Source organism: Photobacterium halotolerans DSM 18316 (assembly GCF_000425165.1).
Taxonomy (GTDB): domain Bacteria; phylum Pseudomonadota; class Gammaproteobacteria; order Enterobacterales; family Vibrionaceae; genus Photobacterium; species Photobacterium halotolerans.
Window position 1 is genome coordinate 101,390 of record NZ_AULG01000015.1, and the last position, 20,699, is coordinate 122,088.

Below are 20,699 nucleotides of genomic sequence, written 5' to 3' on the forward strand. Positions count from 1 at the left end.
GAAGAGTGAAGCACCACAAATTTTTGAGTAATTTCATCGCATTATTGCTGTTCTGAACCACAATATAAAAAATGCAACAGTGTATTGTTTGTTGAGTGTGTTGTCTCATGGAGTAGAGAATGCGTAAAAATGTGTCTTACTTTGTCCTTTTTCTGATCTTGCTCGGATGCCCCTTTTTAGCCAGTGCCAGTACCGACAGTACGGGCTTGGATCTGACCCGGACGACTATCGGCTATATCGCCATTCTGATATTTGTGGTGGCATATGGGTTGGTGATGGCGGAAGAATATCTGCAGCTTCGCAAGTCAAAACCTATGTTGCTGGCGGCAGGTATCATCTGGATCATGATTGGTTTTGCTTATAAAGAGCAGGGCGCGATTGAGACAGCACATATTGCGCTTGAGAATAATTTACTCGAATACGCCGAGCTGATGTTGTTCTTGCTGGTGGCAATGACGTACATCAGCGCCATGGAAGAGCGACGACTGTTTGATGCCCTACAAGGCTGGATGGTCAGTAAAGGGTTTAACTTCAGAACGCTGTTCTGGCTGACAGGGTTTCTGGCATTTTTTATCTCTCCGGTTGCCGACAACCTGACCACGGCGTTACTGATGTGTGCCGTGGTGATGAAAGTGGGCGGGGAGAACACCCGTTTTATCAATCTTGCCTGTATCAATATCGTCGTGGCTGCCAATGCGGGCGGTGCGTTCAGCCCGTTTGGTGATATCACCACGCTGATGGTCTGGCAGGCCGGTCTGGTTCGGTTCACCCAGTTTTTTGAGTTATTTATCCCTGCGCTGGTGAATTACATCGTGCCGGCGTTAATCATGTCTTTCTTTGTGCCGCGCACCAAACCTGACACCATCAGCGAGTACGTGGAACTAAAACGAGGGGCACGGCGTATCGTGATTCTGTTCTTGCTGACGATACTGACGGCGGTGGCTTTCCATGCTTATCTGCACTTCCCGCCGGTCATGGGGATGATGATGGGGCTGGCTTATCTCTCTTTGTTTGGTTTCTTTCTGCAAAAAACCTTGCCGCGTTCACTGGAGAAAAAACGAGCAATAGCCATGGCCAATAATGACAGTGCAGCGCTGGAACGTCTTGGCTCTGTGGTGCCCTTTGATGTATTCAGACGAATATCGATGGCGGAGTGGGATACCCTGCTGTTTTTCTATGGGGTAGTGATGTGTGTCGGAGGCCTGAGCCTGCTGGGGTATCTGAGTGTGGCTTCGCACCTGATGTATACACAATGGGATCCTATGTGGGCCAACATTTTCGTTGGTGTTCTTTCCGCTGTGATTGATAATATTCCGGTTATGTTTGCTGTGCTGACCATGAACCCGGATATGTCGATTGGCAACTGGTTGTTAGTCACTTTAACGGCGGGCGTTGGCGGCAGTTTGTTGTCGATTGGTTCTGCCGCCGGTGTTGCCCTGATGGGCGCAGCTCACGGTAAGTACACCTTCTTTGGTCATCTCAAGTGGACACCGGTCATCGCACTGGGGTACGCATTAAGTATTGTGGTACATCTGATACTCAATACGGCTGAGTTTGGTTAGGCTAACAGGGTACTTAGAGCGATAGGGCACTAGGGTGAAAATCTCGATTCCGATAATACGTCGGTGACAGGTCAATAACCGACATGGCGACGACCTGATTGGCGGCCACTTGATTAAAGTTACTTTGCCTGCCACCAACAACAATGCGGTGGCAGGCAGAGGTTTACAATGCGGATTTCAGCTCTGCAATCAAGCGATCAATATCATCACGACTGACATCTAAATGGGTAACCAAACGCATCGGATTACCCTGACTCAGGAGAATCCCTTTTTCTTTCAGTGTTGAAAGCAATTGCGTCTGATTAATGCCATCGTCCACTTTAGCGAACAGAATATTGGTTGCTACCAATTCAGGCTTAGTGCTGAATCCCGGCACACTGTTTAACTTCTCTGCTAAATAACGGGCATTGTCATGGTCTTCTTTCAGGCGGGCCGCATTTTCCTGAAGTGCGATCTTACCCGCTGCGGCCAGAATACCTGCCTGGCGCATGCCGCCACCCAGCACTTTGCGCCAGCGTCTGGCTTTTTTGATGAATTCTTTATTGCCAAGCAACAGCGAACCCACAGGTGCGCCCAGCCCTTTCGACAGGCAAATCGTGAACGAATCGAAGTATTTGACTATTTCGGTGATATCAACATCCAGCGCTGCCACAGCGTTGTAAACCCGGGCACCATCCAGGTGCAGCGAGAGGCCGTGTTGATCCACAAAAGCTCTGGCTTCAGCCAGATAGGACAGCGGAAGCACCTTGCCGTTAATCGTATTTTCCAGACTGAGCAGCCTGGTACGTGCGAAGTGGCTGTCGTCCGGCTTGATCGCCGCAGCCAGCTTATCAAAAGGCAGTGTTCCGTCTGGCAGGTTCTCAATCGGTTGCGGCTGAATTGAGCCCAGCACCGCCGCGCCGCCGCCTTCAAACTTGTAGTTGTGCGCCTGCTGCCCGCACAGATATTCATCCCCGCGTTCGCAGTGAGCCATCAGTCCCAGTAAGTTGGCCTGCGTGCCGGAGCTGCAAAAAAGGGCGGCTTCAAAACCATGTCGCTCTGCAGCCCAGAGTTCCAGCTCATTGACTGTCGGATCATCCCCGTAAACATCATCACCAACGGCAGCATGGGCCATTGCCTGACGCATAGCTGCTGAAGGACGGGTGACAGTATCGGAACGAAAATCAAGGTATTGTTCGGATGGGTTGGAAAGGCTCTCGGTCATTTATTTTCTTCCATTAATTGTGCGCTCAGAAAGCGATTTTTCCAGAGAAATGACTATAGCATGGGACCGAAGTAAGGGGAGTTGTTTGCTGCCAAAAAAAGAATCCGGGAGACCCCGGATTCTGATGTTTAAAATATAAGAGACTTAATCGTCATCATATTGATCACCAAAAACGTCCTGATAGGTTTTTCGTTTCGAATCAATATTGGGTTCTTTCACAATCCATTCCGGCATGTACAGCGTCTCAATCTGAGGCTCAAGGCCCCAGCGGTGATAGGCCAGCGCTGCCAGACCGGTGATCGTCATCGCAAACCAATAGCCTGCATCGTATGCTTTATCCTCGCTTCCGAAATAGGTTTTGTGATCTTCCAGAGCTGCCTGAAGCTTTTCGGGATAAGCCGTTTCCCGGTTCGGGCTGTACATGGCATGAATCAGCGGGATCAGCGGTAAAAATTTGTAATTGACCGCTTCTTGTCGCTCCTCATGGCCGACGCATTCAGGCTTGAATATTTTCTCGGCCGCATCCACCAGTAAAGCGTTCATGTCTGCATCGGGGTACAGAATGCCTTTCAGCAGGTTAAGCATGGCTTTATCAAATGCCCGATTTGAAGGGCCGTTTTGCCTTGCATCCAGATCAATGTGTGCTTCATTCAGCTCACACAACTCATAGGCACCTGAATAGTCCTGCAATATCAGGCAGCAGGCAAACACCAGCACCCAGTCATCCAGGTTCAGGCGGAAGTCGGTTGGTTTACCCACGCCTTCATATTCATACTGGTTGATACTGAAGGGGACAAACTCTCCCTGATTAAATACCAAACGGTAATAGGCCAGACCATGATCCCTGAATGATTTTAAAAACCATTCGATCTGATCTTTTGTTGCCTGTTTCACGACAAGACTACCAAGAATATCAAGTAGCTTTATTTGTCTAATACCAAGGATATTTTGATGCCCTTCTTGTGCTATACCTTCCAGCGCTTCTGAAGGCATATCCCTAGCAATTAAAGGGTCAAGCCAGGCATTTAAACGGTTGATAATTTTTCCATCATCAATTTCTTCATCCAGAATGTGATGGCTGAGAGTATTGATCTTATTCAAAAGCGTCTTCCTTATAATCCACAGTACTGCCATTGGCTTTCAGCGAGCCGTCTGGGTTTAGTTTGGTTCTTGCATCACTCGATTCTAATAAGGTGTCATGTGATAAAAACAAATACTGAATAAGAGAAACCGGGTCAGATCTGGTCAAATTGCCCGCGTTTGTCGTTGGATCCAGGGTAGTGAGACATCAGTTGTTTAGCCCCATTTTGAACCTGGATTGCTTCACCAGCCATTTCACCTAACGCCTCTGAGTAACTACGCTGTTTGGCGCGGTGATCAGGGGCTGTCAGTTTACCGTTTTTCTGTTTTGCTTGCTGACGCAATTGCGAAAAACAGTCGATGTTACAATCGTCAACCGCTTGCCCATCCAGCCTCTTGTTGGTTATCTGTCTTTTGAAACTGTCCAAACATCATTTCCATTCGCTCTGCAGCTAAACATGATACTGCCAGGCAGGTTATCTTTACCGATTTGTCCAAACATTGAGACAGCTGTTTTATGAAAGGCAGGCTTCACTCATATGAAGAAACGGTGACAGTTGATCATCGAAACGTGTACAGCAACAAGATGGCGGATGTACCGCTGATAATGATTTTGAATAAGTAACTGATGCCTGATAACAAAGTATTGAGTGAGCAGACGATGACTTAAAACGCGTGGCAGATTCAGCCGATTATCGTGATTGATACCGATCGATCTTTTCTGGCTGCATAAGAAAAAAGTATTATTTTTCATAAGCTTAGGGTAGCTCTGATTTGGGAAGAATTTACTCGCGTAACAGAATCTTTGACTACACTTTTAATTGCGAGTCAACTGAGTGGAGGAAAGGAGGATGTTAGCTGAACACCGGCAGTACCTGTTACCAGGCGGTAAAGGATACCATTTGGATGTGAAGGTTATACCTACTGGTTTTCTTGAAGTTGAAATCATGGAAGAACACGATAAGTTTTTGGCTGAGTTTGAAGAACTTTCGTTTCTGTCAAATGGCAAAAAAACTGAGTTAGTTTGTCGAGATCATGTCGGTGGTGAATGTGTACGCTGGCAAGTGGATATGGCGAGTGATGATGCCCGGGAGCTCGCTAAACTGATCGAACTTGCTGAGGATGAGTTTGAGTTGCTAATGCGTGATCTATGACGAATTATCAGCATCGAATTCTGCGAAACAAGCCCTGCTTCGGCAGGGTTTTTCGTATCTGGCGTTCGTAACACGCAATCGGTTGGGCAATCGTTTCTTTCAATCAACACTCTGTTTCTGTCAGGCCCGGGCTTGTGGGTTGTTCAGGCGGTATTGAAGGTCTAAAATCCTTGTCACAAGATGCGATTAACGCATAAATCTACGCCCTACCGTAAAAGAAGAACAGAATGAAATTAGAAGCCATTGACTTTACTGCTGACGATGCACAAGAGCGTTTCGTTGAATCACTGCGCGAAACAGGTTTTGGTGTCCTGAAAAATCATCCCTTACAGCAAGAGCTGGTCAGCGCCATTTATCATAACTGGCAAGCGTTTTTCGACTCTGAAGATAAATACGCTTTTCGTTTCAACGCTGATACGCAAGATGGTTTCTTTCCACCAGAGATCTCTGAAACCGCAAAAGGCCATGATCAGAAAGATATCAAAGAATTCTTTCACTATTACCCATGGGGCCTGTGCCCTGACTCGCTGAAAGACGAATTGCAGAACTATTATGCCCAGGCCAATGCGCTGGCGGCGACTTTGCTGTCCTGGGTGGAAAAGCACTCACCTGCAGAGGTATCTGCACTGTATTCGCAGTCGCTATCCAGCATGATTGAGAACAGCGACAAAACCTTGCTCCGTGTTCTGCATTACCCGCCTCTGAAAGGTGAAGAAGAGCTGGGTGCTATCCGTGCCGGTGCCCATGAAGACATTAATTTGCTGACTGTGCTGCCTGCTGCCAACGAGCCTGGTCTGCAGGTCAAAGCGAAAACAGGCGAGTGGCTGGATGTGCCGTGTGAATTCGGTAACCTGATCATTAACATTGGTGACATGCTTCAGGAAGCGTCTGGCGGTTATTTCCCGTCAACGACTCACCGTGTGATCAATCCTGAAGGTGCAGATAAAACGAAATCGCGTATTTCTCTGCCACTTTTCCTGCACCCGAAACCTGACGTTGTCTTATCAGAGCGCCATACTGCCGACAGCTATCTGATGGAGCGCCTGAAAGAGCTGGGCCTGATTTAATTCATTCATCCCAATCAAACAACGCCAGCTCAGTGAGCTGGCGTTTTTGTCTGGCACATCAAGGCTGAATGGATTCTTTGATCAGCCAGCATTCATTGCCTGCATGTTGGGGCATGGATATTGGGGTAGTAGGCTGTCATCACTGCGTAGCGATGCAAGGTGGTATTCGTGTGCAGTCGTTTGAGCGGGTGGTGGAGTTGAGTAATACCCTGGGTGAGTTCGAACTGAGTCTGCAGTTGTCCTGTTAAAGACAATTCACTGGGTAGCAACTTGATGCCGTCCTGCAGGTAGCCCTGCATATTATCCGGCATCTGACCAAGCCACCAGGACGGAAGTTGTTTACTGGCTTTGCTTCGGTCAAACCAATGGTCGGACAGTAACAGTAAGTGATGATCCCCGGTTGGCGTCAGTTGCTCCAGCGTCAGGCCGATAGCCTGGAAAAGCGTTGAGCGCCGCGCCAGATTAGCGCTTTGAAGGCGGTGCGCGATAACCCACAGAGTTGTTTCGTGGGTCCGTATCCGAAAGACTGGAGGCATGATCACATCATCGCATTCCACTTGTTCAAGCGTGGCTGTCATGCCCTCTTTTTCCAGCGTTGCCAGAATACGCCGACACATCAGCCTGCCTAAATGACGATCGCGCATGCCTCGGTTATGCACCGTAGGGTAATGTTGGGTACACAGCTGTAAACAGTCAGCCTGAAACTGTTCGATACTGACGGCAACTAACTCACTGATCAAAAACAGCTTAACCTCACGTGATCGGACTCGACATAGATAATGGGTATACCGCTCTATGATATTGCCAGAGCGCATAGCAGAAAAGGGTTATGTGCCTGAATAATCTGAACCTGTATCAAAGTTATGCGTTTAGTTTGAAATTATATCCGTTTTTCGGCATGGAACGGCCTGAAGCAGGAAGAGTGATGGAAGCGAGCCAAATGTTCTGTGGTGCTCACTACGCCGAAACAGACAAGCGTGCAGTGACTAAATACTTAAGCAAGACCTCAGATCTGGCTGCCAGCCAGCGGCCAGATCGACGTTGTGAGGAAATGTGCAACGGCCCAGAGAAAGGCGCGTTATCTTTCTTCAGAAGGGGTGTGCTGTGGAAATTTAGGTAGCCACCGCTTGAAAGTTTTTCGCCGGAAACTCAATAGCATCACAGCCCCGACAATATAGAGTGCCGGTTCCACAATACCGGATTTCACTGACCAGTAGTAATGAACCGGTGCCAGCACAGCTACCAGATACACCCAGTAGTGCAGCTGTTGCCAGCGTTTACCTAATTTTCTCTGCATCCCCTGAGTGGAAGTAATGGCAAGGGCAAAGAGAATTAACCAGCATACTGCACCTATAGTCAGATAGGGACGCTCGGTTATTTCACTGGCCAGCAAGGACCAGTCGAGATTCAGATCCAGCAGTACATAGACCAAAAGATGCAGGGCTGCCCAGAAAAAACTGTAAAGTCCGAGCACCCGACGTACTTTCACTAAGGCGCCTTGCTTGAGCAGCTTTGCAACCGGGGAGACCAGCAGGGTGATAAAGAGGGTGTTGAGTGCCGCTTTACCTGTAAAGTGACTTAGGCCCTGAACGGGATCCGCACCGAGCCGGCCGTTCAGAAGCTGAAAAGTCAGCATCGCCAGAAAGCCTAACGACACCAGATGAATCAGCGTTTTTAACACAGTTATGTGAGCGGGCTTAAGCCGGATACTTTGCAAGGTGCGCGCCAGTTTCTGCATTAAAAGAATTTCCCCAAATCCATTCCTTTATAAAGTCCCGCGACTTCAGAGCCATAACCGTTGAATAGCAGCGTCGGCTGACGACGACTGCTGAACAGGTTGCCCTCACCAATAAAGCGTTCGCTTGCCTGGCTCCATCTAGGGTGATCGACTTGTGGATTCACGTTGGCGTAGAAACCGTACTCATTAGAAGCGAGCAGGTTCCAGGTTGTGGGCGGTTGCTTATCCGTCAGTGTTATTTTGACGATAGACTTGATGCTTTTGAAGCCGTATTTCCATGGCACCACCAAGCGCAGCGGTGCACCGTTCTGCGGTGCCAGCGTTTTTCCGTATAAGCCGACAGCAATCAGGGTCAATGGGTGCATCGCTTCGTCCATTCGCAGGCCTTCAACGTACGGATAATCTATCCCGCCACCCAGGCGGCGAGATGCCTGTCCCGGCATTTGTTTCGGGTCGTACAGTGTTTCGAAAGCGACGAATTTGGCGTTACTGGTTGGCTGTGCATATCTCAGCAGTGACGCCAGCGGGAAGCCGATCCAAGGCACGTTCATCGACCAGGCTTCGACACAACGCAGCCGATAGATGCGCTCTTCAATCGGGAAGCGTTTAAATATGTCGTCATAATCGAGCGTGAAAGGGCGGGCAACCATGCCGCTGACATCCACTTTCCATGGATCGGTCACAAAATTGGCTGCCCGGCGTGCAGGATCAGACTTGTCGGTACCGAACTCATAAAAATTATTATATTTCAGAATCTTGTCTTCAGGTGTCAAAGACAGTTCCGGGTGAAAACGTGTGGAGGCGGGGGCGTTGAGCGCCCGTCGGCGATCCGGTATTTTTTCGTCATCACCAAAAATATCAAAGATATTGGCCTGGGCTTGCGTGGCTAAGGGCAGGGTTGCCAGGGTGATCCCCAGCTTTTTGAGAATGTCGCGGCGTTGGTGATAAACCGACTCCGGTGTGACATCACTTTCCTTCAGTTGCCAGGGCGGGGTTGATTTAATACGCATGTGCATCCCTTTGTGCGGTATAAATTTACTGATGTGTTACAAGAGACCTGAATCAATCAGAAAAATTTCATCTGCACGGGTATTAAAAGGCTGAAAGCCAGGTTGCCGTTGTTTATGATGACCGCCGGATTGTTATTGAGTGATGTGGCCTGTTTTCACTAACAGCAGGCAGCCATCCCGGGTTGCAGGCTGATGAGAGCTGCCCGGCGGCGTACGCAGCCAGAAGCCTTCGCCATATTCTCCCCATTCATCATAAAAGCTGCCAGCAAGGATATAGACTTCCAGGCCGCCGTCGTAACTTTGCGGCGGTAGCGTTGACCCCGCGGGCCATTGCATGATGACAGTGCGATCTGAGCCATAGCCATGCAGCGGAAGCACGGACTGACCGGGGTAATGGCCGGGCTGCCATCTGGCGTTATGGGTATCAATCCTGAGCGGTTCCCTATCGCCTTCCGGAAACATGTTCAGTTTGACATACAAGGTACAGCCGCTGTCGCTGGCAGGCGCATGCCGGGTTTTGGCCGGGTTTCGGATATAGGTGCCTGCCGGGTAGTGACCAAACTCGTCCTGAAAGATACCGCTGACGACAAAGATTTCTTCACCGTTTGGATGGTAATGCGTTGAAAAGTGCGTGTTGGGTTCATAACGGACAAGGCTGGTGACTTCACCTGACTCTTTCGCTTCCCGTTCCAGTGGAATACGCCACACGCCTGTTGCCGGGGATGCCATCCAGTGTTGTGCCTGGGTATTGATCACCACACGTTCATCACGGTTCATGTTAATCGGCTCAAAGGGAGCCTCGGAGCAGGACCTCATGGTTTCGTCTCCATGTTTGAGCTTTATTTAAAGCAGCTTCCTAAAGTGTAGTTAATTCACTGTAACCGGAAAGTCTGCCAAGCGTTTTCGTATCGGGAAGGCTGAGGACTGCTGTCATCTTTTTTGGACGCATATTTCTGCATTCAAAATGTCAAGCTGTGATGTAAAACAGTAAATCTCAGACTTTTACGATTGACCTGAGCTGGATGCTTGCTATTCTAGCGAACACTTGTACGCCGAAAGACAGAGAATGACATGTCACATCCAAAGCCGCCAATCATCTGGCTAAATTTGATTATCTTTACCGTTACCTTTTCCATTGCTGCGATTGGTGCACCCCTTTATGCTTATTTTGTCGGGTTTGACTGGCAGCAGGGGCTGATGCTGCTGGCTGCTTTCAGTTACTGCGGGCTGTCTATTACAGCAGGTTATCACCGCCTCTGGTCGCATAAAGCGTATGAAGCAAGTGCTGCCGTGCGTTTTATCTATGCGATTGGCGGCGCATTCGCGCTGCAAAACAGTATTCTGCACTGGTCATCGGATCACCGGATTCACCATCGCCATGTGGATAATAACGATGTCGATCCGTATTCCGCCAAACGTGGCTTTTTCTACAGCCATATCGGTTGGATGCTGCGTGAATATCAGGCGCATCGCTACACGGACTACTCAAACTGCCGCGACTTACAAAAAGATAAGATCGTCATGTGGCAGCACAAGTATTACGTACCGCTGGCTGTGGCGACGAATGTGGGTATACCGCTGCTGTTTGGCCTATTACACGGCGATATCTGGGGAGCGTTGCTGCTGGTCGGGGTTGTTCGTCTGGTGCTCAGTCATCACACCACCTTCTTTATCAACTCTCTGGCTCATATCTGGGGGTCACAACCTTATACGGATAAAAATACGGCGCGGGACAATGGCTTTCTGGCTTTCCTGACTTTTGGTGAGGGGTATCATAACTACCATCACATCTTTGAAAATGACTACCGGAACGGAATTCGCTGGTGGCAGTTTGATCCGACTAAGTGGTTGATAAGAAGCCTGTCCTGGTTAGGTCTTGCCAGCAACCTGCGTACTTGCCCGGAAGATAAAATTGAAAAGGCGAAGGCAACTATGATGCTTAAACGTATTCAGTCCCGCCTGAGCACCGGGCCGGATAGCCGGGCTGTACTGCAAAAAGTGGAAGCCGAGTATGACGTGCTGATACAGAAAATTTCAGAGTACTATGCAACCCGAAAACAATTACTTGAGGTAAAAAGACAGGCTCTGCGTGAACAGTACGACAATCTGGATATTGTGAAGCAATATCAGGAAATAAAGGCCCGGCTGGAACAACAGCGTCGTGACTGGAAACTGCTGACAGCACAATATGCCTGAGTCTGGATCGGGTGAACGAAAAAGCGGGCAATGCCCGCTTTTTTTGTACGCATAATTCTACACAAATCCCACAGCTAACAACTCACCGCCACTTTATTGACGTAAATCTGACTTGGTATTTGCAGGAGCTGGGTACACTGACGGTCAAACTCAGAAAGTGATCAAGGCTACATTTTGTGTCATATATAAGAAAATCACAGTCACTTGCTGAGTAAAGATCAAACTTTGCCATAATAATTAAGGTTCTGTTGCCAAATTTTTTGGGTGGAATATCAACTGACTCTCAGTTGCTTATGTCAACAGACTTTATCGATCTGGAGGCTTTCGTGTATCGCTCATTACTTTGTACTCTGATTGGCCTGGCTTCAATGGGTGCGAATGCTATTGAATACCAACTCCCTTCTGACGGCAGTAAGCTTGTCGGCGCTGTGGAGTATTATCAGGTTCCCGAGAATGAAAAAGAGAGTATCGCTGATATCGCTAACCACTTTGACGTGGGCTTTTTAGCCGTGATGGAAGCGAATAAAGGGGTTGATCCTTTTCTGCCTGAACCGGGTACAATGCTGACCATACCGACCCAGCTGATTTTGCCTGATGTTGAGCATGAAGGCATTGTGATCAACCTTGCTGAATTGCGTTTGTACTATTTTCCGCCAGATAAAGACTCTGTCTATGTATTCCCTATCGGCATCGGCCGGATTGGCCGGGAAACACCTGTGATGACAACGTCAATCAGCCAGAAAATTGTCGGTCCTACCTGGACACCAACGGCGAACATTCGCAAAGAATACCGCGAAGAACGGGGCATTGAACTGCCGGCCGTGATTCCCGCCGGTCCGGATAATCCATTAGGTGAGTACGCCATGCGGCTTGCTCACAGCCGTGGTGAATACCTGATACATGGTACCAACAAAGACTTCGGTATTGGTATGCGTGTCAGCTCGGGTTGTATCCGTATGAACCCATGGGATATTGAGTGGTTGTTCCCGCAGGTTCCAAAAGGCACTAAAGTCCGGGTGATCAATCAGCCGTTGAAAGAAACCCGCGAACCGGATGGCAGTCTGTATGTTGAAGTGCATCAGCCTTTGTCAAAGTCTGAGTCTGAAGCGGGGCATGCTAAAGTCGTGAAACCAAGTAATGCCCTTGTTAATGCTGTTGAAAGTGATAACCAGGCGATTTCACGCTTGTCTCAGGCTCTGCAGTCTCAGGACGGTGTACCTGTCGCGATTGACTGATTATGCGGGCATAGGAATGTTGATTGCTGCCAGCTTGTACGTGCAAACTTGTATAAGCGGGTAAATACCAAATTTCAGACAAAAAAAAGTGGAGCTGAAAAGCCCCACTTTTTTGTCGTTTTTGTTACTTACGATACGAACTAGCCATGTTGTCAATACGCTGGTTAGCACGCATTGCTTCCTGGTAAGCAGCATCTGCAGAAGCACGAGCGTCGTTAACGGCGCCGGCCATCTGATCTTGCTGACTTTGCAGTGCACCCACTTGGTCAGAAAGCATGTCTACTTTATTGGTTAGTTGTTGCATCTGATCTACTTCATCTGAGCTGGAACAGCCAATCAAAGTTGCACTCAGAATGATACCAGTAAGGATAGATAATGAACGGTTCATTTTTCTTTCTTCTCCTTTGTTTTGCCACTACAGACCGAGTGTAAAAATTTATCAGTCGGCAGAATTAGTATGGCATATGTTATTCAAATTGCTCATCCAAGAAGCTTTTTTCCCAAAAAAAATTCTCTCAAAGACGAGAAAAAGCCCGTGAACGACAGCAAGAATGCGGCCTTTCGCTGTTTGAGTCAATGCACGCTATGTGAATGATATGTCAAATCTTCTTGATTATTTCTCAATCAAGAGACGTTCATTCCTGTCAATAGCGTCTACCAGAATATTGGGGTTTAAGGTGTGAGGCACTTTTTCTAACAAGGTGCCGTCGGGTTTTAACAGATAAAAATACGAGCTGTGATCGACAGAATATTCTAGTGCAGAATCTTCCTGCTTGGTTTTCATATAGAGGACGCCATACTTTTTCGCCAGTAATTGGGTTTGTTCCATCGTCCCCGTCATGCCTGTAATATCTTTATGGAAATATTGCGCGTATTGAGCACTTTTTTCAGGTGTATCCCTTTCTGGATCCAAAGTAATAAATACAGGCCAAACCTTATTTAACTCATCCTGGGAGATCGCTTTCAAAGCGGCACCCAAAATAGCCAGTGATGTCGGGCAGACATCCGGGCAGTGGGTGAAACCAAAGTAGACAACACGCAGACGGTTATCATTGGTATTGAACAAGTCGACGGACTCTTTACCACTCTCGAGCTGACCGCTCGATTGCTGGGCTTCTGCGACACTGGCGTCATGACTGTCAACAAGGTAACGGGTGGCGAGGCCAGCAACCAAGGCTACGGCCAGAATTATCCATTGAAATTTCACTGTGTCATCCTTAAGGAAACGTAAAGAGGTGTAAGGGAGCCGGAATCTGAGGTGATCTTGCCTTGCCAGGTCATCGCATCCTGTGTACAGAAAGGCAGCATGAGTTCACCAGAAAAGCTGTCATCCGGTTGCCGGGTTAATTGTAGCTGATATTGTCCCATCATCATTTCCTGACCTTCCAGAGTAAGAAGGAGGCTATTTGTCTCTTTCGGCAGTTCAGACCAGCGAATGGTCATTGTGGTGGGTTGCAACGGGTGGACAATATTGTCGCTCAGCCTGATGCTGGCATTATTCTGGAGGCAGCTTGCCTGACTTAACTCACAGGCCTGTGAGCTGTCATAGACGGTCTCAGAGTTTATGAATGCCGGCAGCCACTCAAAAGCGGCTAAGCCCAAACTGAACGCCAGGATGATCTTTACTGGCATTAACCAATGTGTTGAGAAAAGCTTATGGGACATCGGTTTCTCGCGTAAGTCACTTGTTATCAATCCACTGCGATAGAATATCACGCTTTATGTCGTGCTCGCAGCTGCTGCAAAGAAAGGCTGCCGGATGGCAGCCTCAGCATTCACTCAGCGGTTAGTCCGCAGCAAATTTTTCCAGTCCCCACACAAGCACGATACCGGCAAGCATGGCAATCACGGCATAAGCAAGAAGCGCTGGCTGGCCGGTTACCTGTTCAAAACTGAAGGGGGACAGATTGTGCTCCAGCAGGGGCACTTGTTCACCGCTGGAATTGGTGCGCCAGCTGATGGTTTCTTTCCAGGGCCAGACTTTATTCAGTGTGCCGAGCATCAGGCCTGTCAGGAAGGTCAGCGTGAGATCGCGGTAATGACGAAGCAGCCACGACAGTATATGAGAAAAGCACAGCAGGCCGATAACACAACCCGTCGCAAATAGTCCCAGTGTACCCAGTTGCAGCGATTTTGCTGCCGCGAGGATAGGGCCATACATACCCAGCAGTAATAAAATAAAGCTGCCGGAGATGCCCGGCAGAATCATCGCACAAATAGCAATAGAACCGGCTAGTACTATGTTGATACTGGTTGGGGCCATATCAACAGGGTGTAAAACAGTGATGCCATAAGCAAACACTGCACCGGCAATAATGCTCACTATCCGAGATGCTCTCCAGTGCTGAACTTGTTTAAACATATGAACAGCAGAAATCAGGATCAGGCCAAAGAAAAAGGACCACAGCGGGATCGGGTGTGTATGCAGCATCCAGGTGATCACACGAGCCAGGGTGAGAATGCTGGTGAGAATGCCGGTGAGAAGCACAATCAGAAAACCCGCATTGATGTGGGTGAGAACTGCGCGGATTCCCTGATTGCGCCACAGCGTGATCAGGCTGGGGTTGATACGTCTGATGCTTTCCAGCAGCGTATCGTAAATACCGGTTATAAAAGCGATTGTACCGCCGGAAACACCGGGAACGACGTCTGCCGCACCCATAGCCAATCCTTTAAGAAATGTAAAAACGTTGCTCATTTGATTCAGGTATAGTTGTTATGAAAGTGAAGGCATTATACCGACTTGGTGTCAAAACGGTATGAGCACTTTGTTGAGTTCAGCCGGAAAATGTCGCGGCAGATGGCTCTGCCTGAAGTCTGTCACTGTCAGTAATAGGTAAATTGTCTCAAGATTCGATCATTGTTTGCTGCTAATTTGCTTAACTCTAAAGTATGGGCCTGTGCGGTTCATACTTGAACGAAGGTGAGCAAGATGAAATGGAACAGTGTGATGTTACCAGCGCTGGTGGTTTCTGGAGTATTCGTCGCGAATGTTCAGTCGGAGAGTCTGCTGATGTCTTATGACGAATATATGGAGCGGTGCACCGAAACGTATGGCTCGGACAGGACAACCATCAGTGTCTGCGAAAACCAGTATCTGACTATGTATGCCAAAGAAGAAGAGGTGACAGCGCAAGCTGATACACAATTGCCGGCCACATCTCCCTCTTTAGATTCTTCTGAACCACAATCATCGGTACCTGAGACTGATACCGAGCAGGCGGAATAAACTCAGGTATTGATTGCCGCACTCAATGGCAGAGTAATGGCGACAGTGACACCCAAACAATCATGGCGGTTTTTGATTGCGATCTGTCCTGCGTGATAATCCACGATCAGCCGTGCAATATACAGACCCAGTCCGAGGTGCGGTTTGTCCTGATGGGCCTGACTGCGTACCGAGACCATTGAGTGTAACAACTGATCGGCCATATCATCCGGTAGTAGCGGCCCCTGATTGCTGACAGTCAGTGTGGCGTGCTTATCAGTTTGTGACAGTGTGACGTCAATCGGGCTGTTCGGATGGCTGAATTCCACAGCGTTGGCAATCAGTTTGTCCAGCAGCTGAGCCAGAAAGTCGGGGGCACCGGTGATAAGGACCGGGGTGTCCGGCACCTGCACCTGAAAGTCTTGCTCTGCAAAGGCGAACTGATAACCTTGCATACAGCCGCTGATCAACTCATTGAGCGCAAACTCTTCCATGTCTGCACCTTGCAGGCTCTGCTCGATACGGGTGGCTTCTGTCATACTCGATAAAATCGTGCTCAGTCTTCGGATACCTTCCTGCGCCCGTTCTATATAGCGCTGTTCATCATGATTGAGGCTGGACATGGAAAGGTTATCCAGTGAAGAGCGGACGACGGCAACGGGCGTGCGCAGCTCATGTGACAGGCGCGAAGACAGGTTTTCCAGGTAATGATTGTATTGTCCGAGCCGGTTAACCATGCTGGCCAGACTGCGGGATAAATCACCGACTTCATCTTTCGATGATGACGCAGTGATCGCTTCGCGAATCCGGCCCTGAGCATCTATCGATTGCTCTGCCTGATCGCGTAACCGCCGGATACGGCCTGAGAGGCTTGAGGCAAACAGGAAAAGAATAATGGCAGCAATGATGATAATTGCCAGTAACACGTTAAAGAGTTGTTCCAGAGCCCGGTTTTTCAGGGTCTGAACGCCCTGGGTTGATTCTTCGGCGACCACGGCTCCCATCACTTTGTCATCCAGCCAGATGGGGTAGGCGGCGGACAGAATCATTGCTTTGCCGTCACTGGACGGCCGCCAGTGGGCGTAACCGCGTCCCTGTAAGGCTTGATCAACATTGACACCTGTGATGAGTGCGGGATCGGCGGGCTTGTCGTCGAACGGGACGGGCTCTGATAAGAGAAAGGTGTAATACAGCGGGCGCAGCAGGTGTTGATCCAGCCAGGAGCCTAAACCGTATTCTTCCTCATCATAGCGAACTGACGTTGCCCACACCCCGTCTGAATGCCGAATGTCGCCGGATTGCGCCAATACACGCTGATGACGATCCAGCACCCAGATACGTGAACTGCTGTGGCCCATGCCTTTTACTATGTGTTCGATTTCCGGTGAAGGCAGCAGCACTGTACCCAGATCAGCCGCCGTTTTGCTGTTGGCTGTGCCTATGATGGTCTCAACATCACGGTGGGTATCGTGGTTAACATCATAAACAGACACCGACAGCCGTTGGCCTAGGTGTGACAAGGGCATGCTGATTTCCAGCGAGTAGCCATCCTGCCTTGGTTGCCACTGCGCTGTAATCAGGTTCGTGGCAGAGATCAGATTCGGCTCGTCAAGCTCATTGGTTATCATCCAGGCCGAAGTCTGACTATTTTGTTCAAGTGCAATCAGATAACGTTCGAACTCACCCTGTGGGGTTGTCAGTGCCAATATCAGATGATCGTTCCTGTCGACCTGATGACTGTTGGCACGGCGCAAAACGGTGTGCCTGTCCTTCACTTTCATGGCGGCATAAAATTGCTGACTGTGTCGCCCGGTAATCAGATAGAAATCGGTTTGCCCCTGCTGGTAAGGGCGCTGGCTGAACCGGACATACTGACGCCCGTAATAATGCATCTTGGCATCAAGATCCTCTGGCCAGTCTGCAAGGCTTCCGTCAATGATGATTGAACCGGGTAAGTCGTAGACGTATAAATCGCGGCCATGCTGAACACGAGGCAGAAAACTGGCTTGCTGGCTGAACAGCGCCGGCCGTTCGTTCAGCGCGGTGGCAATGGCTCTGGCTGTGCCAATCAGAGTTTGCTCTTGTCCCTGACGGAGCAGTTTTTCCATTTCAAGGACAAACCGGTACCCGAACCAGGGCAGGGTGAGCAACAGGCTGGCGATGATAACGATCTTAACGCGAAGTCCTGCGGTAAGTCGTGCGGTCAGGCTCCCCATCGGTATCCCATTCCGTAGACAGTATGAATATGATCAAAGTCGGCATCATGCTGGGCAAACTTTTTGCGGATACGCTTGATATGAGAGGTGATGGTGCTGTCATCGACCACGACGTGGGCATCTTCCATCAAATCCTGACGGCTTCTGACATGGCCCGGCCGTTTTGCCAGCGCGTACACCATCCAGAACTCAGTCACAGTCAGATCAATGTGCTGATCCTGCCAGAAGATCTGCATTTTGTTCTGGTCAATGGTCAAAGCTCCCCTGTGCAGCAGTGTCTCTTCCGTGGCTGGGGCAGACATCAGCTCACTGCGCCGGAATAGTGCGGCAATTCTTGCCATTAAATGGGGCAGGCTGATGTCTTTGGTGAGATAGTCATCTGCTCCCATCCGCAGTCCGCATACCGTATCGAAGTCGCTGTCGCGTGCAGTCAGAAAAATGATGGGTACAGTGGGAGACAGGGCACGTAACGACTGACAAAGTGCGAACCCGCCGTCGATCTCATGGCCCAGGCCGATATCTATGATGGCCAGATCGGGCAGTTTGAGGTCGAACGCTTGCTGCGCTTGCTGGCGGTCAGCGTAACCCTGCACCTTGTAACCGTGCTTTTTCAGCACATCCATGTAGTTTTCCCGAATCGCTGCTTCGTCTTCAACAATGGCTATATGTTTCATTGATTGCTTCATCATTCACCTTGGAGAAAACTGACTATACCTGAACTGGCAGGCTAAAAAAGTGCAAATCTGCCTTCAAAGTCAATTGCCATAATGTTGCCACATTTGATCAGCACATTGCCTTTTTCTCTCCCTCTTATTGCCTGAACACTTTGTTTTAATTCTCTCATCGGCAAACGAGAGCTGCATTAACGGCCTCTGATGCTTTTTCGGATAACACAGAAATGATGAGGAAAATCAGATGAACGACATGATGAAAAAACAGGCTCTTTCCCTTTTGGTCGCCACCGCGATTCTGGGTGCCAGCACTCAGGCCCATGCGGGTCAGCACAGTACAGCAAACTCTGAGCCGGTTGCCCAGCAAGAACAATGGATTGGCATGGGTTCCGGTGCCGCTGTCGGCGGTCTGGTTGGTGGTCCGGTCGGTGCCGTTATCGGGGCAATGGTCGGCGGGATTATGGGGACTGCCGTCGGTCAGGAAGATTATATCGCCAGCCAGACAGCACGTTTGAGTGAACAGCAGCAAACCATTGTCGCTCTGAATGAGCGTAACGCCGAGCTGGAGCCTGTGCTGAACAGCTATCAGGAAATGCAGCATGAAATGGCCAGCCTGCGCGAGACACAGCAGAAGCATGATATGGCGCTGGCAATGAATGTGCATTTTCGAACCGGCTCAGCAGCGATCGAACCTCATTTCCAGGCTCAGCTGGATGAAATTGCAGAACTGATGAAGCAGTCGCCAGAAATAAACTGGGAATTATCAGGCTATGCAGACCGCCGTGGCGGGGCGGAACGTAACCAGGTGCTTTCTGAAGAGCGTGCGACTGCCGTCAGGGATTACCTGGAATCTCGGGGTGCGAATCCATTGCAGATTGTCACTATTGCCTATGGTGAAGAAGAGCCGCTCAAAATGGATGAAAGCTGGGAGTATGACTTTTTTGACCGTCGCGTCACTTTGCGCAGTCAGCAGGGACCGGTTCAGACAGCACAGTCGCATTAAGGGGGATATATGGAATCGACAGCTCAGTTTACGCTCAGCAGTTGTTTGATACCGATAGCGGTTTTGGTGCTGTTTACTATGCAGCTGGCAATGAAAAGCGATGAGCGCACATTGTCAGTCAGTCATCAGATTGAGGCAAAGGGATTCAATGATGGTATCTGGCATGATACGGACAGTATTTCACCCACTCAGTAATTGGGTTCAGCGTCAGGGGAGCCGGGTTGGACTGGCCCCTGATACCTGGCCGGGAGCAGTGCTGAAGCTGACGTTACTGCATTTGAGTCTGGTATATTGCTGAACAGACAACGCGCATTTTCATTGTTGTCTGCCAAACGACTGCTGTCTGGCAAACATTGTGAGTAAGCCCGTGGCGAATTACACGGGCTGCTTTAAGGTTTCTCTCAGCCTGTCCTGGACGACTTCAACCAACAGATCCGGCTGGAATTTAGAAATGAAACGGTTACAGCCTACTTTATCGACCATAGCCTGGTTAAAGCTTCCGCTGAGCGAGGTGTTCAGCGCAATAAACAGATCTTTCATCCTTTCATCACTGCGGATTTCATGGGTCAGGCGATAACCATCCATTTCCGGCATTTCAGCATCGGTGAACATCATCAGGAGCTCTTGATTCACATCTTTTCCTTCATCGCACCAGCTTTTGAGGATATCCAGTGCTTTTTGCCCATTAATGGCTTCAATGATTTCCAGTCCCAGCTGCGACAGGGTATCCCTGATTTGCGCTCTCGCGGTTGAGGAGTCGTCGACAATCAGAATCTTGCGTCCATGAAACTGGCTGATTAAATGCTGGTCAAGAATATCGGCAGAGATGTCTGTGTTGTACGACACAATCTGAGCCAGCACCTTTTCGACATCGACTATGCTGACCAGCCTCTCAACACCCTCTCTTTCGATTCTTGTAATGGCGGTAAGATAATTGTTTTTACCGACCTGAGTAGGTGGCGGCTGAATGTCCTGCCAGGTCATATTGGCAATGTTCATGACCTGTCCGACGAGAAAACCCTGAACGCTTCGATTGTACTCTGTAATGATGAGGTTGGTTTCACTGCTCTCTTCAGTGGCTCTGACCCCAATAGCCTTTCGTAAATCAATGATTGGAATTGATTGTCCGCGAATGTTGGCAACACCACAGACACTGGAATGGCTGCCTGGCAGTGAGTGCAGATGCGGTTGCTTGACGATTTCACGTACTTTGAACACGTTAATCGCAAATAATTGAGCAGAATGAAGCCGGAAAATCAGCAATTCAAGGCGGTTCTCTCCAACAAGCTGTGTACGAAGATCGACTGCGTCAAGAATGGTCGTCATAAAATGCCCGTAAGTGTGGTTTTTGTTCT

General features: G+C 49.2%; 22 protein-coding genes. 8 read left to right on the forward strand and 14 right to left on the reverse strand.

Annotation, left to right across the window (positions count from 1 at the left end; genetic code table 11):
- The first annotated feature begins 119 nt into the window (after positions 1-119).
- Positions 120-1,562 carry a sodium:proton antiporter NhaD gene (gene nhaD / locus H511_RS0103615; RefSeq protein WP_027251078.1) on the forward strand — a complete coding sequence of 481 codons (1,443 nt, stop codon included), beginning with the start codon at positions 120-122 and terminating at the stop codon, positions 1,560-1,562.
- A 163-nt stretch (positions 1,563-1,725) separates the two neighbouring features.
- On the opposite strand, the gene ltaE is transcribed toward nhaD, so the two are convergent.
- The 3 genes from ltaE to H511_RS0103630 all read right to left on the reverse strand — a co-directional run bounded on the left by ltaE (position 1,726) and on the right by H511_RS0103630 (position 4,274).
- Positions 1,726-2,766 (reverse strand): low-specificity L-threonine aldolase, encoded by a 1,041-nt coding sequence (gene ltaE, locus H511_RS0103620; protein WP_027251079.1) that lies wholly within the window; start codon positions 2,764-2,766, stop codon positions 1,726-1,728.
- A 144-nt stretch (positions 2,767-2,910) separates the two neighbouring features.
- Positions 2,911-3,867 carry an Imm49 family immunity protein gene (locus tag H511_RS0103625; RefSeq protein ID WP_027251080.1) on the reverse strand — a complete coding sequence of 319 codons (957 nt, stop codon included), beginning with the start codon at positions 3,865-3,867 and terminating at the stop codon, positions 2,911-2,913.
- A gap of 134 nt (positions 3,868-4,001) precedes the next feature.
- Positions 4,002-4,274, reverse strand: coding sequence for a hypothetical protein (locus H511_RS0103630; RefSeq protein ID WP_027251081.1), 273 nt, complete (start codon positions 4,272-4,274; stop codon positions 4,002-4,004).
- 423 nt (positions 4,275-4,697) lie between these two features.
- Here H511_RS0103630 and H511_RS0103635 point away from each other — a divergent pair, with 423 nt between their 5' ends.
- Complete coding sequence (locus H511_RS0103635) at positions 4,698-5,000, forward strand: hypothetical protein (protein WP_027251082.1); 303 nt, start codon at positions 4,698-4,700, stop codon at positions 4,998-5,000.
- Positions 5,001-5,227: 227 nt separating this feature from the next.
- Positions 5,228-6,067, forward strand: a complete 840-nt coding sequence (locus H511_RS0103640; RefSeq protein WP_027251083.1) for an isopenicillin N synthase family dioxygenase — start codon at positions 5,228-5,230, stop codon at positions 6,065-6,067.
- Between the two features lie 92 nt (positions 6,068-6,159).
- Here the strand turns inward: H511_RS0103640 and H511_RS0103645 are convergent, their stop codons facing one another.
- The 4 genes from H511_RS0103645 to H511_RS0103660 form a co-directional block, all read right to left on the reverse strand.
- Positions 6,160-6,807 carry a hypothetical protein gene (locus tag H511_RS0103645; RefSeq protein ID WP_027251084.1) on the reverse strand — a complete coding sequence of 216 codons (648 nt, stop codon included), beginning with the start codon at positions 6,805-6,807 and terminating at the stop codon, positions 6,160-6,162.
- A 338-nt stretch (positions 6,808-7,145) separates the two neighbouring features.
- Positions 7,146-7,805, reverse strand: a complete 660-nt coding sequence (gene msrQ / locus H511_RS0103650) for a protein-methionine-sulfoxide reductase heme-binding subunit MsrQ (RefSeq protein WP_036758631.1) — start codon at positions 7,803-7,805, stop codon at positions 7,146-7,148.
- Positions 7,805-8,815, reverse strand: coding sequence for a protein-methionine-sulfoxide reductase catalytic subunit MsrP (gene msrP / locus H511_RS0103655; protein WP_027251086.1), 1,011 nt, complete (start codon positions 8,813-8,815; stop codon positions 7,805-7,807). Before msrP ends, msrQ begins: the two co-directional genes overlap by 1 nt.
- Positions 8,816-8,947: 132 nt before the next feature.
- Positions 8,948-9,631 (reverse strand): cupin domain-containing protein, encoded by a 684-nt coding sequence (locus H511_RS0103660; protein WP_051287803.1) that lies wholly within the window; start codon positions 9,629-9,631, stop codon positions 8,948-8,950.
- A 255-nt stretch (positions 9,632-9,886) separates the two neighbouring features.
- Between H511_RS0103660 and H511_RS0103665 the strand changes: the two genes are divergently transcribed.
- Both H511_RS0103665 and H511_RS0103670 read left to right on the forward strand, forming a co-directional pair.
- Positions 9,887-11,011: a fatty acid desaturase gene (locus H511_RS0103665; protein ID WP_027251088.1), complete on the forward strand. Its 1,125-nt coding sequence runs from the start codon at positions 9,887-9,889 to the stop codon at positions 11,009-11,011.
- A gap of 293 nt (positions 11,012-11,304) precedes the next feature.
- On the forward strand, positions 11,305-12,246 hold the full coding sequence (locus H511_RS0103670; protein ID WP_155804793.1) for a L,D-transpeptidase family protein: 942 nt from the start codon (positions 11,305-11,307) through the stop codon (positions 12,244-12,246).
- Positions 12,247-12,370: 124 nt separating this feature from the next.
- On the opposite strand, the gene H511_RS0103675 is transcribed toward H511_RS0103670, so the two are convergent.
- From H511_RS0103675 to H511_RS0103690, 4 genes are all read right to left on the reverse strand, one after another.
- Complete coding sequence (locus H511_RS0103675) at positions 12,371-12,634, reverse strand: Lpp/OprI family alanine-zipper lipoprotein (protein ID WP_027251090.1); 264 nt, start codon at positions 12,632-12,634, stop codon at positions 12,371-12,373.
- A 225-nt stretch (positions 12,635-12,859) separates the two neighbouring features.
- Positions 12,860-13,453, reverse strand: a complete 594-nt coding sequence (locus tag H511_RS0103680) for an SCO family protein (RefSeq protein WP_027251091.1) — start codon at positions 13,451-13,453, stop codon at positions 12,860-12,862.
- Complete coding sequence (locus H511_RS0103685; protein WP_051287805.1) at positions 13,450-13,878, reverse strand: hypothetical protein; 429 nt, start codon at positions 13,876-13,878, stop codon at positions 13,450-13,452. Before H511_RS0103685 ends, H511_RS0103680 begins: the two co-directional genes overlap by 4 nt.
- Positions 13,879-14,032: 154 nt before the next feature.
- Positions 14,033-14,944: a polyprenyl-phosphate transporter gene (locus tag H511_RS0103690; RefSeq protein WP_027251093.1), complete on the reverse strand. Its 912-nt coding sequence runs from the start codon at positions 14,942-14,944 to the stop codon at positions 14,033-14,035.
- Between the two features lie 234 nt (positions 14,945-15,178).
- Here H511_RS0103690 and H511_RS22465 point away from each other — a divergent pair, with 234 nt between their 5' ends.
- The gene (locus H511_RS22465) at positions 15,179-15,475 is read left to right on the forward strand and encodes a hypothetical protein (RefSeq protein ID WP_051287807.1); all 297 of its coding nucleotides are present in this window, start codon (positions 15,179-15,181) and stop codon (positions 15,473-15,475) included.
- Between the two features lie 2 nt (positions 15,476-15,477).
- Here H511_RS22465 and pdsS read toward each other — a convergent pair whose 3' ends face one another.
- Together pdsS and pdsR are read right to left on the reverse strand one after the other, a co-directional pair.
- On the reverse strand, positions 15,478-17,670 hold the full coding sequence (pdsS, locus tag H511_RS0103700) for a proteobacterial dedicated sortase system histidine kinase (RefSeq protein WP_027251094.1): 2,193 nt from the start codon (positions 17,668-17,670) through the stop codon (positions 15,478-15,480).
- Positions 17,658-18,344 carry a proteobacterial dedicated sortase system response regulator gene (pdsR, locus tag H511_RS0103705; protein ID WP_027251095.1) on the reverse strand — a complete coding sequence of 229 codons (687 nt, stop codon included), beginning with the start codon at positions 18,342-18,344 and terminating at the stop codon, positions 17,658-17,660. Before pdsR ends, pdsS begins: the two co-directional genes overlap by 13 nt.
- Before the next feature lie 241 nt (positions 18,345-18,585).
- Between pdsR and pdsO the strand changes: the two genes are divergently transcribed.
- On the forward strand, positions 18,586-19,344 hold the full coding sequence (gene pdsO / locus H511_RS0103710) for a sortase-associated OmpA-like protein PdsO (protein WP_248616567.1): 759 nt from the start codon (positions 18,586-18,588) through the stop codon (positions 19,342-19,344).
- A gap of 9 nt (positions 19,345-19,353) precedes the next feature.
- On the forward strand, positions 19,354-19,539 hold the full coding sequence (locus H511_RS0103715; protein WP_027251097.1) for a hypothetical protein: 186 nt from the start codon (positions 19,354-19,356) through the stop codon (positions 19,537-19,539).
- A gap of 180 nt (positions 19,540-19,719) precedes the next feature.
- Here the strand turns inward: H511_RS0103715 and H511_RS0103720 are convergent, their stop codons facing one another.
- A complete protein-coding gene (locus H511_RS0103720; RefSeq protein WP_027251098.1) occupies positions 19,720-20,670 on the reverse strand; it encodes a chemotaxis protein CheV in 951 nt (316 codons plus the stop codon).
- Between the last annotated feature and the right edge of the window lie 29 nt (positions 20,671-20,699).